Here is a 12,273-nt window from a genome sequence, read left to right as displayed (position 1 = left end):
GATGACACGGTGCACCCCGAATGCGTTGCAGGCCAGGTAGGACACACTGGGCCGGTGCCCGCAGACCTGTCCAGCCCGGCCGCCCGGGCCGAGCTGGAACGCGCCATCGAGCTGGCCGGGACGGTGCCCGACACCGACCCGGTCCGGCGGGCGGCCGCGGTCCGCCGGCTGCTGCCGCCGGAGCTGGCCAGGATCGCCCTGACCCAGGCCGGCCTGCGGGCCGCCGCCCGGGCCAAGTTTGGCGCGCTGGCCGGCAGCCTGCTGTTCACCGCCGACGGGCTGGAACAGGCCACCCGGGTCGAGGTCGCCGACCACCGGGCCGCCCGGTTCGCCGCGGCGGGGCTGGCCTCGGTGCTGGACCTGTGCTGCGGCATCGGCTCCGACGCGCTCGCCTTCGTCCGGGCCGGGCTGCGGGTGGATGCGGTCGAACGGGACCCCGACACCGCGGCGGTCGCGGCGGCCAACACCGCGGGCCGGCCGGTGCGGGTCAGCACCGGGACCGCCGAGCAGGCCGACTGGCGCTCGGCCGAGTCGGTGTTCTGCGACCCGGCCCGGCGCACCGCGCGCGGCCGGACCTTCGACCCAGCGGCCTACTCCCCCGGCTTCGACTTCGTGCTGCGGCTGCTGGCCGAGTCCCGGTACGCGGCGGCCAAGCTCGGGCCGGGCATCGCGCACAACCTGATCCCGGCCGAGTGCGAGGCCGAGTGGGTGTCCTTCGGCGGCGGGGTGAAGGAGGCGGTGCTCTGGTCGGCCGGTTTCGCCGAGGTCCGGCGGCGGGCCACCGTGCTGCCGGCCGGGCTGCAGCTGACCGACGCCGAGCAGGCCGAGCCGCGGGTCGGGCCGGTCGGCGGCTACCTCTACGAGCCGGACGGGGCGGTGATCCGGGCCGGCCTGGTGCAACAGCTGGCCGCGCTGCTGCCCGGCGGCTGCCGGATCGCCGAGCAGCTGGCCTACCTGTCCGCCGACGCGGTGGCCGACGGACCGGCGGCGGGACTGGCCCGGGGGTTCCGGGTGCTCGACGTGCTGCCGTACTCGGTCAAGCGGCTGCGCACCGAGCTGGCCCGCCGGCAGGTCGGCACCGTCGAGATCAAGAAACGCGGGGTGGACGTCGACCCGGCGGCGCTGCGCCGCGAGCTCAGGCCCGCCGGCCCGCACGCGATCACCGTGCTGCTGGCCCGGGTGGCCGAGCGGCACCTGGCGATCCTTGCCGAACCGCTGGCCCGATAGCGCGCTGGCCCGGTAGCGCCCGCTCCCAGAGCGCCCCGCTGCTCGGGTAGCGGCCACTAACCCGGCAGCGCCGGTTTCGGCGGAGGGGCGACCGTCCGTCTGAGGGGTGAGCGTCAGTCCGAGCCGCTGGGGTTCTCGACCAGCGGGTGCACGATGAGCCCGCAGGCCGACACCCGGGCCGGCAGCGGGCTCAACGTCACCCCGTTGGGCAGGGTGACGCTGAGCTGGTCCGAGGACTGGCAGGTGCCGGCCGCCGCGGCGCTCTGTTCGACAAGCGCGGTGGCGGTGCGACCGGCCGGCAGCACCAGGATCGGCGGCACCGTCTGCTTGGTGACCCCGCCGACCGGCCCGCTCAGGGTGGGCAGCGCGGTGGCCAGCGTGGCGCCGGCGCGCTGCGCCCGGACGACCGGGAAGCCCTCCAGGCCGCAGGCCTGGGAGCCGGCGTTGCGGACGGTCAGCCGCCAGGCCGGTGCCGGGGCGTCGGGCACCACGCTCAGCGTCGCGGTCACGGCCAGGTCCTGGTCCAGGTCGGTGCGCCCGCAGGGATCGGCCACCGTGAAGCTGTACCCGTTGCCGGGATCGGCCTGCGACAGGTCCCAGGTGGTGGACAGCACCGCCCCCGCCGGCCGGTCGGGCCCCTGGCGGTGCGCGATGGCCTGGATGCGCGCCGAGTCGGCCCCCGCGGTCATGAAGTCCAGGTACTCGTCCGCGGCCGGGGACAGCAGGGTGCGCCGGTACTTCAGCTGGCCGTCGACCTGCTGGAAGACCTGCAGCTCGCTGGCCGAGCGCTCGCCGTTGAACCCCACGCACAGGAACTCGAAGATGTAGTAGAGCTCGCCGGTGGAGGAGACGTAGTCGTCCCACTGCCCGGTGACCAGCCGGCTACCGCGGATGGTGGCGCAGTCGAGCGCCTTGCCGGCATAGACCGGGGTCAGCGGCGGAGCTGCCTTGGCGTTGGCCTGGTCGGTGGCGGTGCCCGGCAGCACCGCCGAGCCCTCCACCGGCGTCTGGCCGGCGGCTGGCCTCCGGCCGGTCGTCGAGGCCGCGCCGAACGCGGCACCGGCCACCTGGTTGCCGGACTGGTTCCTCTCATCGACGCCGCGGGTCCGGTAGGAGTTGATGCCGGCCACGGCCAGCAGCAGCAGCGCCACCACGCTGGCCGCCACCAGCTGCTGGGTCGACACCCGCCGGCCGGTCCGGGCGGGGACGGCGGCCGGCAGCCGGTCGCCGCCGAGCAGCGTCTGGGCACCGACGGTGTCGTTGAGGATCCGGTCCACGGTGGCGTTCGGCTCGGGTGCCTCCAGGGCGTGGAACAGCAGCACCGAGCGCAGCTCGTCGGTCAACGTCCTGGCGGTCATCTGCCCGGGTCTCCTACGGTCGGCCTCATGTCACATTCCTCAGGTATCGCGAGCTGATCGCGTCGTCGGCGTAGTCGCCCACGCCGCGCAGCACGCTCAGTCCCCGGCTGATCAGGCTGCGGACGGTGCCCACCCGGCACTCCAGCACCTCGGCCACCTCGTCGTCGGGCAGGTCGTGGAAGAACCGCAGCACCAGCGCCGCCCGCTGCCGTTCGGACAGCTCACCGAGCTGGGCCCACAGCGCGATCCGCTCGTCCACCTCGGCGGTCCGGTCCCGGGTGACCGGGCGGTCCGGCGCCCGGTCCCAGCTCGGGTCGAAGAACACCTCGGTGGCCGACAGCCGGCGCCGGCCGGCCAGGTAGCGGTTCACCACCGCCTTGCGGACGTAGGCCAGCTGGTGCTCGGCGAACTCCACCTGCTGCCAGCGCGGGTAGAGCCAGACCAGGGTGTCCTGCACCAGCTCCTCGGCCTCGCCGGCGTTGCGGGTCAGCAGGTAGGCGGTCTTGAGCAGCGCCGGGGTGTGTTCGCGGACGAACGCGGTGTAACGCTCGTCCGAGTCCATCCCAGCCTCCTCACTCGTCTAGATGCGCCGGCCCCGCCGCACCGTTGCCGACCAGTTCGAACTGCCACGCGTGCGGCGGCCGGGCGACCAGGGCGGCCGGGATGCCGGCCAGCCTGCCGGTCACCTCGCCGGTCGGGTCCAGCACCACCACCCGCGGCTCCCCGGCGCTGCTGCGATAGACCCGGGCCTGTCCGCCGAGCCGGGACTGCACCCAGGCCAGCAATGGCTCGAGCTGCCCGTCGGCGGCCCGGACCTCCCACATGGTGACAGTGCCGCCGCCGTCCTGGGGGATGTTCACGCCAGCACGTCGACGATCGGCATCGAGGAGTCGGCCGCTACCTCGAGCCGGCTGGGATCGGCGCCGGCGGCCACCAGCTGGGCGCCGAGTGCGGCCACCATCGCGCCGTTGTCGGTGCACAGCTTCGGCCGGGGCACCCGCAGCCGCAGACCGGCCCGCTCGCAACGCTGCGCGGTGAGCTCGCGCAGCCGCGAGTTGGCCGCCACCCCGCCGCCGAGCAGCAGGTGCTCGATGCCCGCCTCGGTGGCCGCCCGCACCGCCTTGGCGCTCAGCACGTCCACCACCGCCTCCTGGAAGCTGGCCGCCACGTCGGCCACCGGCACCGGTTCGCCGGCCCGCTGCCGGGCCTCCACCCAGCGCGCCACCGCGGTCTTGAGCCCGGAGAAGGAGAACGCCAGCGGATCGTCGTGCGGCCCGGTCATGCCGCGCGGAAAGGCGATCGCGTTCCGGTCGCCGTCCCGGGCTGCCCGGTCGATCAGCGGGCCGCCGGGAAAGCCCAGCCCGAGCAGCCGGGCCACCTTGTCGAACGCCTCGCCGGCCGCGTCGTCCAGGGTGGCACCGAGCTCGGTCAGCTCCTGCCCGCCCACCCGGGGCACCTGCAGGATCGAGGAATGGCCGCCGGAGACCAGCAGCGCCACGCAGGCCTCATCCAGCGGGCCGTTGTCGAGCAGGTCCACCGCGACGTGCGCGGACAGGTGGTTGACCGCGTACAGCGGCTTGTCCAGGGCCAGCGCGTACGCCTTGGCCGCGGCCACCCCGACCAGCAGCGCACCGGCCAGCCCCGGGCCGGCGGTGACGGCGATGGCGTCGATATCGGTCAGCGCGACGCCCGCCTCGGCGCAGGCCCGGTGCACCGTCGGCACCATCGCCTGCAGGTGGGCCCGGCTGGCCACCTCGGGCACCACCCCGCCGAACCGGGCGTGCTGCTCGACGCTGGAGGCGACCGCGTCGGCCAGCAGCTCGGTGCCCCGGACGATGCCGACGCCGGTTTCGTCGCAGGAGGTCTCGATGCCGAGCACCAGCGGCTGGCTGCTCATCCGGCCGTCCCCTTCCGGATCCCGGCAGGCCGCAGCGGAAACCGCATGGTCACCGCGTCGACCCGGCCCTGCTCGTAGTAGCCGCGCCGCCGGCCGAGCACCTCGAAGCCCTCGCCGGCGTACAGCCGCCGGGCGGCCTCGTTGTCCTCGCGGACCTCCAGCAGCACCTCGACGGCGCCGCGCCGGCGAGCCTCGGCGACCAGCTCGCGGATCAGCAGCCGGCCGATGCCCCGGCGCCGGGCCGGTGGCAGCACCCCGACGGTGAGGATCTGGGCGGTCTCGCCGATGGTCAGCAGGCCGGCCGTGCCGAGCAGTCGGGTCACGTTCTGAGGGACCCCCTCGGCGGTGCTCTCGGCGACGATGTAGTAGCGCAGCTCGGTGTCGGCCAGCTCGTCGAGATAGCCCTGCCGGGACCAGGCCTCCGGGCCGAACATCTGCTGCTCGTACGGCATCAGCACGTCGAGGTCGGCGCTGCGCATCGGCCGCAGCCGCACGGCTGATTCTCCCGGCTCTTCGCGCGAGCGCTCATCACGCCCACTCATTCGTACCTCGCTCATGCGGTCACCGGCTTGCGGGCGCCCGGCTCCACCGCGTCCGGCCGGCGCAGGTACAGCGGCACCAGCACCTCCCCCGGCGCCCGGCCGCGCACCCGATCGGCGGCGCAGGCCGCCAGCCCCGCAGGAGTCGGGTAGTCGGCATCCAGCAGCGGCAGGCCCAGGACCTCGGCGTACAGCCGGGCCCCGGCGCCGGCCATCGCGGCGGTCCGGCCGAACAGCTCGCCACGGAGCTCTGCCACCAGCTCGGCGGGCTTGCCCACCGCCGGGTCGGCCAGCCGCGCACCGTGCCGGTAGCGCGCCCAGTAGACCTCCTTGCGCCGGGCGTCGCCGGCTACCAGCAGCTCGGCTGTCCCGGCGACGCGCGCGGCAATCGCATCCAGCGAGCAGACGCCGTAGCTCGGCAGGCCGGTGGCGTCGGCCAGCGCCGCGGCGGTCATCAGTCCGACCCGCAGCCCCGTGAACGGACCCGGCCCGACGCCGGCCACCACCGCCGACAGCTGGTCCAGCCGGACGCCGGCAGCGGCCAGGCAGTCCCGCAGCGCCGGGGCGAGCAGCTCGGCATGCGCGCGGGCGTCCACCGTCACCCGCTCGGCGAGCACCGCAGGCTCGGGCCGGTCGAAGTCCACCAACCCCGCCGTCACCGCCGCGGACGAGGTGTCCAGAACCAGAGCCAGCACCCGGCCAGCCTAGTGCGTGACCGGATCCGCGCCCGGCTGGTCCGCCTGGTCCAGGGCCGCCAGCCGGTCGGCCCAGTCGCCGCCCTCGGCCACCAGCCGGGCCTGCCGGTGGTCGGAGTCCGGCAGCCGCTCGATCTCGATCCGCAGCCGGGTCTCGGCCAGCTGCTCGACCAGCCCGGCGCCCCACTCGACCACCGTCACCGAGTCGGCGAGGTCGACATCCAGGTCGAGGTCGTCCACCTCGGCCAGCGACTGCAGCCGGTAGGCGTCGACGTGCACCAGCGGGATCCGGCCGCCGCGGTGCACCCGGGCGATCACGAAGGTCGGCGACACCACCCGGCCGGGCACCTCCAGCCCGGCGCCGATGCCCTGGGCCAGCGCGGTCTTGCCGGCGCCGAGCGGGCCGGCCAGCACCAGCAGGTCACCGGGACGCAACAGCGCCGCCAGCCGCTCGCCGAGGGCCCGGGTGGCCTGCGGGGTGGGCAGCGACAGCACCGGCACGGAAGGTTCTGCCATCAGGCGCTGACCTGCTCGCCGGCCCGGGGCAGGGCGGGACGGCCGGCCAGCACCGACCCGACCAGCTCCACCAGGGGTGCGTTCACCACGTCCGGATGCTCGAGCATCAGCAGGTGGCCGGAGTTCTCCGCGACGATCAGCCGTGCCTCGGGCAGCTCCCGGGCGATGGCCTGCGAGTGCGCCAGCGGGGTCATCGCGTCGGAGTCGGCGCCGATCACCAGCACCGGGCAGTTGCGCAGGTTGCGCAGCCCCAGCCGGCCGTCGTGGGCCATCAGGGTGGGGTAGAAGTCGGCGACCACGTCCACCGGGGTGGCCGAGATCATTGTGGTGCAGTAGGCCACCACCGCCGGGTCCACGTCGGCCGAGGCGAAGCTGAGCCGCTTGGTCATCCCCCAGGCCAGGTCGCCGCCCATCGCCCGGACCTGCTCGATGAGCGCGGCGTTCTTCGCCGCCCGGCGCAGCACGATCGGCAGCACCGGCGCGTGCAGCCGGGCCAGCGCGCTGGGCAGTCCCAGCGTCAGGTTCTTCAGGTCGCCGGACGAGGTGTTGACCAGCACCACCGCCCGGACCCGGCCGGTGCCGGCGAACAGCTCCGGATGCTGGGAGGCCAGCGCCATCACCGTCATGCCGCCCATCGAGTGCCCGACCAGCACGATGTCGCCGGCCGGCACCAGCTGGTCGATCACGCTGTACAGGTCGTGCCCGAGCTGTTCGAGAGTGCAGGACTGGGCCGGCGCCCGGGCCGACCGGCCGTGCGAGCGCTGGTCGTAGAAGACCTGCCGGACGCGGGTGCCGAAGGCGGCGGTCAGCGCCCGCCGCTGGAAGACGAAGGCACCCAGGCTGAGGGTGTAGCCGTGCACGAACAGCACGGTCACCGGTGCTTCGGCCGGGTCGCCGGAGGCCGCGGTGCCGACCTCCTCGTAGTGCAGGTCGATCCCGTCGTCGGTGCGCACCAGGCCCTGGTCGCGGACCGGCGGCGCGTTCAGCAGCGCCGCCGAGCCCGCGTCGATCCGGCTGCGCTCGCGGGCCGCCGCCCGGCGCTGCTGGGCGACCGCGGCGGCGGCCACCGCGGTCAGCACGCCGACACTGCCACCGACGATCGCCGGTACCTTGCCGATCCGCATCAGGCGGCTCCGCCGGTGTAGCTGCGCGGCACCCGCGGGCCGACCCGGGTGACGATCTCGTAGTGGATGGTGTCCAGCACGTCCGCCCAGTCCTGCGCGGTGGGCTCGCCGCCGAAACCGGGGCCGAACAGCACCACCTCGTCGCCGGCGCTGACCTCGGCGTCGCCGACGTCGACCACGAACTGGTCCATGCAGACCCGGCCGCTGACGGTGTAGCGGCTGCCGCCGATCGCCACCGGCCCGGTGTTGCCGGCCGCCCGCGGCACGCCGTCGGCATAGCCCACCGGCACCAGCGCCAGGGTGGTCTCGCGCTCGGTGACGTAGGCGTGGCCGTAGCTGACCCCCGCGCCGGCCGGCACCCGCTTCACCCCGGCGACCGAGGTGCGCAGCGTCATTGCCGGCACCAGGCCGAAGTTCCCGCGCCCGGGCACCGGCGACAGCCCGTAGACGGCGATCCCGGCACGGACCAGGTCGAAGTGGCTCTGCGGCAGCGTCAGGGTGGCCGCCGAGTTGGCCAGGTGGCGCAGCCGCGGGACCACCCCGTGCTCCCGGGCGACCGCCAGCGCGGTGCCGTACGCCTCCAGCTGGCCGGCGACGCTCGGATCGCCGGGCGAGTCGGCGGAGGCGAAGTGGCTCCAGACGCCGGTGGTCTCGACCGCCCCGGTGGCGGCGGCCTTCGCGGTGGCCTCCAGCAGCGCCGGCCAGTCCGCGGCGGTGCAGCCGTTGCGGGACAGCCCGGTGTCGATCTTGAGGTGTACCCGGGCGGTGCTGCCCAGCTCGGTGGCGGTCGCCACCACCAGGTCCAGGGCCTCGCCAGAGGACACCGAGACGTCCACCCCGGCGGCCAGCACCGCCCGCAGCGCCTCGGCCTCCCGGGGCGTCCACAGCCAGGCCAGTACCGGTGCGTCGATGCCGGCCGCCCGCAGCGCCAGGGCCTCGTCCAGCATCGCCACCCCGAGCCAGCCGGCGCCACCGGCCAGCGCCGCCCGGGCCGCGGGCACCATGCCGTGGCCGTACCCGTCGGCCTTGACCACCGCCATCAGCTCGGCGGCGGTGTGCGACCTCAAGGTGGCGACGTTGGCGGCGATGGCAGCCAGGTCGACGACGGCCTCGGTGTGCGGCATGGCTCCAGTCTGTCAAACCGGCCGCGGCAGCCCGTCCGAGTTCTCCCCGGACGGCGCGTCCGGCAGCCCGCGGTTGTCCCGGTGCAGCCGGCCGATCTCGGCCCGCAGCGCGGCGATCAGGTCGCCGGCCAGCACCGGGCCGTCGGCCGCGCCCCGCTGCCCGGCCGCCGCGTGCAGGTAGGCCCCGGTGGCCGCGGCCATCCCCGGCGCCAGGCCCGCGGCCAGCAGCGAGCCGACCAGGCCGGCCAGCACGTCCCCGCTGCCGGCGGTGGCCAGCGCCGGCGCGCCGACCGGGTTGGCGAAGCAGCGCCCGGACGGCTCGGCCACCACGGTGGCGTAGCCCTTGAGCAGCACCGTCGCGCCGCTGTCCCGGGCAGCCTGCCGGGCCGCCGCGATCCGGTCGGTGCCGAGCTCGCCGAACAGCCGCTCGAACTCCCGGTCGTGCGGGGTGAGCACGGTCGCGGCGGTACGTCCGGCCAGCAGCTCGCGGCGCTCGACCAGCAGGTTCAGCCCGTCGGCGTCGACCACCACCGGCACGTCGGAGGCCAGCACCCGCTCGAGCGACTCGACCGCGTCGGCGGTGTCCCCGAGCCCCGGCCCGACCACCCAGGCCTGCACCCGGCCGGCGACGGCGACGGTGTCGGAGACGATCACCTCGGGCCAGCGCCGCACCACCTCGGCCGCGGCGTGGCCGGCGTAGCGCACCGCGCCCACCCCGCCGAGCCGGGCCGAGCCCACGCACAGCTGGGCCGCACCCGGATAGGCCTGCGAGCCGGCCGCCACCCCGACCACGCCCCGGGTGTACTTGTCGTCGGCCGGTCCGGGTGCGGGCAGCCGCAGGTCGCGGCGGTCCAGCCGGTACACCCGGGCCTCGGGCAGCCGCGGGCCGATGCCGATGTCGACCAGCCGCAGCCGGCCGGTGTGCAGCCGGCCGTCGCCCACCAGCAGGCCGGCCTTCAGCGCCCCCATGCAGACCGTGCTGGCCGCCCGCACCGCGGGCCCGGCCACCGCGCCGGTGTCCGGGTCCACCCCGGACGGGATGTCGACGGCCAGCACCGGCGCCGGCGAGTCCAGGCTCCACTCCACCAGCGGCAGCAGCGCCGGACGCACCGGCCCGCTGGCGCCGATGCCGAGCAGGCCGTCCACCACCAGGTCGGCGGGGCCGGCGTCGGCCAGCTCGACCAGCCGGCCGCCGGCGGCCCGGAACGCGGCCAGCCCGCCGGCATGCAGCCGGGTCCTGTCGGCCGGCACCGCCGAGACCGCCACCCCGCGCCGGCCGAGCTCGGCCCCGGCGTACAACGCGTCGCCGCCGTTGTCCCCAGGCCCGACCAGCAGCACCACCCGGGCGCCGTAGCTGAAGCCGAGCATGCCGACCGCCTCGACCGTGACCGCCCGGGCGGCGCGGGCCATCAGCGTCCCGGCCGGCAGGCCCGCCAGCACCTGCCGCTCCGCCTCGCGGATCCGCGCCACCGGCCAGACGCCCTGCACCTGCTCAGCTCTCCGCGATGACGACGGCCGAGGCCATCCCGCCGTCGTGGGACAGCGACACGTGCCAGGTGCTGATGCCCAGCTCGGCGGCCTTGCTGGCGACGGTGCCGGAGATGATCAGCCGGGGCCGGCCGTTGTCCTCGACCACCACCTCGGCGTCGTGCCAGGACATCCCGCCGGGTGAGCCCATCGCCTTGGCGACCGCCTCCTTGGCCGCGAACCGGGCGGCCAGCGACTCCGCGGTCCGGGCCACCCCGTGCGCGTTGAACCGCTCGGTAGGGGTGAACAGCCGCTCGATCAGCTGCTTGGTACGCACGCTGGCCGACTCGAAGCGCGCCACGGGCACCACGTCGATGCCCACCCCGACGATCACCGGCTCACGACGGCTGGGGTTGCGGCGTGACCGCCGCGCTCGACACGGCGGTGGGCGAGGTCGGGGTGCCCAGCGCGCCGGGCGGGGCGTAGTCGGACAGGTGGCCGGGGAACACCGAGGCCGACGGGTCCAGGTACTTCACGGCGTTGTTGACGGCGGTGGCCACCTCGCCGAAGCCGGTGGCGATCAGCCGGACCTTGCCGGGGTACTCGCAGATGTCGCCGGCGGCGTACACCCCGGGCACCGAGGACGCCATCGTGGTGTCGACGACGACGTGGCGTCGCTGCTGGATGTCCAGGCCCCACTCCAGCAGCGGCCCGAGGTTGGCGATGAAGCCGAGTGCCGCGACCAGCCGGTGGCAGGGCAGCACGCTGACCTCGCCGCCGACCTCCACCCGCACCTCGCTCACCGGGTCGCCGAGCACCGCGCTGACCTGGGCGTCGGTGATGATCTGCACCGAGGTGGCCCGCAGCACCTCCACCGAGTGCGGGTGGGCCCGGAACGCCGCCCGCCGGTGCACCAGGGCCACCGACTTGGCGATCGGCTCCAGCAGCAGCGCCCAGTCCACCGCCGAGTCGCCGCCGCCGACGATCACCACGTCCAGGCCGGCGTACTCGGCAGGGTCGGGGACGAAGTGCACCACCCCGCGTCCGAGCATCTCCTCGCCGGTGGGCAGCGGCCGCGGGGTGAAGGTGCCGATCCCGCCGGTGACGATGATCGAGCGGGCCCGCACCCGGCGGCCGGTGGAGGTGGTGACCACGAAGGCATTGCCGGAATCACTGTCAGGGTCGCCGCCGGCCACTCCGCGCTCCAGCCCGACGGCCTGCTCGCCGAGCAGGTACGCCGGGGAGAACGGGGCGGCCTGGGCGACCAGGTTGGCCACCAGCTCCCGGCCGCGGATGGCGGGGAAGCCGGCGACGTCGAAGATCGCCTTCTCCGGGTACATCGCGGTGATCTGGCCGCCGGGTTCGGGCAGCGAGTCCAGCATCGCGGTGGACAACCCGCGCACCCCCGCGTAGTAGGCACCGAACAGGCCCACCGGGCCCGCTCCCACGATCAGGACGTCGACTGAGGTCTGCAGCTCGGCGGTCACGGTGGGAAACCTATTCGACCGTGACCGACTTCGCGAGGTTACGGGGCTTGTCGACGTCGAATCCGCGACTTAGGGCAATTTCGGCGGCCAGCACCTGCAGCGGGATGGTGGTCAGCAGCGGGGACAGCAGGGTGGGCGCGGCCGGCACCTCGATCAGGTGCGCGGCGTGCTTGGCGGCCAGCAGGTCGCCCTGCTCGGCGATCACGATGGTGCGGGCGCCGCGGGCGGAGATCTCGGCGATGTTGGACAGCATCTTCTGGTGCAGCAGCGGCCGGCCGGACGGCGACGGCATCACCACCACCACCGGCAGCTCCGGTTCGATCAGCGCGATGGGACCGTGCTTGAGCTCGCCGGCCGGGAAGCCCTCGGCGTGCATGTAGGCCAGCTCCTTGAGCTTGAGCGCGCCCTCCAGGGCCACCGGGTAGCCGACGTGCCGGCCGAGGAACAGCACCGCCTTGGAGCCGGCGATCTCGCGGGCCAGCACCCGGACCGGCTCGATGACGGTCAGGGTGTCGGTGATCAGGGCGGGCATCGCCTGCAGCGAGTCGTACACCACCCCGACCTCGTCGCCGTACATGGTGCCGCGCGCCTGTGCCAGCGCCAGGCCCAGGATCAGCACCGCGGCGACCTGGGCGCTGAAGGTCTTGGTGGCCGCCACCCCGATCTCGGGGCCGGCGTGGGTGTAGAGCACCGCGTCCGCCTCGCGCGGGATCTGCGCGCCGTTGGTGTTGCAGATGGCCAGCACGGTGGCCCGCTGCTCCTTGGCGTGCCGGACCGCCTCCAGGGTGTCGGCGGTCTCGCCGGACTGGCTGATCGCCACCACCAGGGTCTGCTGGTCC

14 protein-coding genes are annotated in these 12,273 nt (G+C 75.0%); 1 reads left to right on the top strand and 13 read right to left on the bottom strand.

The features are described from left to right. Nucleotides 1–54: 54 nt before the first annotated feature. Nucleotides 55–1,227, top strand: a complete 1,173-nt coding sequence (locus VLJ82_RS06885; protein ID WP_408662591.1) for a class I SAM-dependent methyltransferase — start codon at nt 55–57, stop codon at nt 1,225–1,227. 113 nt (nt 1,228–1,340) lie between these two features. Here the strand turns inward: VLJ82_RS06885 and VLJ82_RS06880 are convergent, their stop codons facing one another. The 13 genes from VLJ82_RS06880 to VLJ82_RS06820 all read right to left on the bottom strand — a co-directional run. After that, a complete protein-coding gene (locus VLJ82_RS06880) occupies nt 1,341–2,585 on the bottom strand; it encodes a DUF4232 domain-containing protein (protein WP_408662590.1) in 1,245 nt (414 codons plus the stop codon). Between the two features lie 25 nt (nt 2,586–2,610). Further along, nucleotides 2,611–3,147: a SigE family RNA polymerase sigma factor gene (locus tag VLJ82_RS06875; RefSeq protein WP_408662589.1), complete on the bottom strand. Its 537-nt coding sequence runs from the start codon at nt 3,145–3,147 to the stop codon at nt 2,611–2,613. A gap of 10 nt (nt 3,148–3,157) precedes the next feature. Next, nucleotides 3,158–3,445: a hypothetical protein gene (locus VLJ82_RS06870; protein WP_408662588.1), complete on the bottom strand. Its 288-nt coding sequence runs from the start codon at nt 3,443–3,445 to the stop codon at nt 3,158–3,160. Next, entirely contained in the window at nt 3,442–4,482 is a 1,041-nt protein-coding gene (gene tsaD, locus VLJ82_RS06865; RefSeq protein ID WP_408662587.1) for a tRNA (adenosine(37)-N6)-threonylcarbamoyltransferase complex transferase subunit TsaD, read from the bottom strand. The genes VLJ82_RS06870 and tsaD overlap by 4 nt, the downstream gene beginning before the upstream one ends. Continuing rightward, the gene (locus VLJ82_RS06860) at nt 4,479–4,976 is read right to left on the bottom strand and encodes a GNAT family N-acetyltransferase (protein WP_408662586.1); all 498 of its coding nucleotides are present in this window, start codon (nt 4,974–4,976) and stop codon (nt 4,479–4,481) included. Before VLJ82_RS06860 ends, tsaD begins: the two co-directional genes overlap by 4 nt. Before the next feature lie 59 nt (nt 4,977–5,035). Beyond that, complete coding sequence (gene tsaB, locus VLJ82_RS06855) at nt 5,036–5,716, bottom strand: tRNA (adenosine(37)-N6)-threonylcarbamoyltransferase complex dimerization subunit type 1 TsaB (RefSeq protein WP_408662585.1); 681 nt, start codon at nt 5,714–5,716, stop codon at nt 5,036–5,038. Between the two features lie 9 nt (nt 5,717–5,725). Continuing rightward, nucleotides 5,726–6,232: a tRNA (adenosine(37)-N6)-threonylcarbamoyltransferase complex ATPase subunit type 1 TsaE gene (gene tsaE, locus VLJ82_RS06850; protein WP_408662584.1), complete on the bottom strand. Its 507-nt coding sequence runs from the start codon at nt 6,230–6,232 to the stop codon at nt 5,726–5,728. Continuing rightward, nucleotides 6,232–7,356: an alpha/beta fold hydrolase gene (locus VLJ82_RS06845; RefSeq protein ID WP_408662583.1), complete on the bottom strand. Its 1,125-nt coding sequence runs from the start codon at nt 7,354–7,356 to the stop codon at nt 6,232–6,234. Before VLJ82_RS06845 ends, tsaE begins: the two co-directional genes overlap by 1 nt. Then, nucleotides 7,356–8,480: an alanine racemase gene (gene alr, locus VLJ82_RS06840; protein ID WP_408662582.1), complete on the bottom strand. Its 1,125-nt coding sequence runs from the start codon at nt 8,478–8,480 to the stop codon at nt 7,356–7,358. The genes VLJ82_RS06845 and alr overlap by 1 nt, the downstream gene beginning before the upstream one ends. Before the next feature lie 12 nt (nt 8,481–8,492). Continuing rightward, on the bottom strand, nt 8,493–9,968 hold the full coding sequence (locus VLJ82_RS06835; protein ID WP_408662581.1) for an NAD(P)H-hydrate dehydratase: 1,476 nt from the start codon (nt 9,966–9,968) through the stop codon (nt 8,493–8,495). Nucleotides 9,969–9,972: 4 nt separating this feature from the next. Further along, the gene (locus VLJ82_RS06830) at nt 9,973–10,341 is read right to left on the bottom strand and encodes a holo-ACP synthase (RefSeq protein WP_408662580.1); all 369 of its coding nucleotides are present in this window, start codon (nt 10,339–10,341) and stop codon (nt 9,973–9,975) included. 4 nt (nt 10,342–10,345) lie between these two features. After that, nucleotides 10,346–11,434 (bottom strand): NAD(P)/FAD-dependent oxidoreductase, encoded by a 1,089-nt coding sequence (locus VLJ82_RS06825; protein WP_408662579.1) that lies wholly within the window; start codon nt 11,432–11,434, stop codon nt 10,346–10,348. A 10-nt stretch (nt 11,435–11,444) separates the two neighbouring features. After that, nucleotides 11,445–12,273, bottom strand: an 829-nt coding sequence (locus tag VLJ82_RS06820; protein WP_408662578.1) for an SIS domain-containing protein, incomplete at its 5' end; no start/stop codon positions are given.

The sequence above is a fragment of the Jatrophihabitans sp. genome (assembly GCF_035474675.1).
Lineage (GTDB): Bacteria > Actinomycetota > Actinomycetes > Mycobacteriales > Jatrophihabitantaceae > Jatrophihabitans_A.
This window is presented reverse-complemented; position numbering and strand designations above follow the sequence as displayed.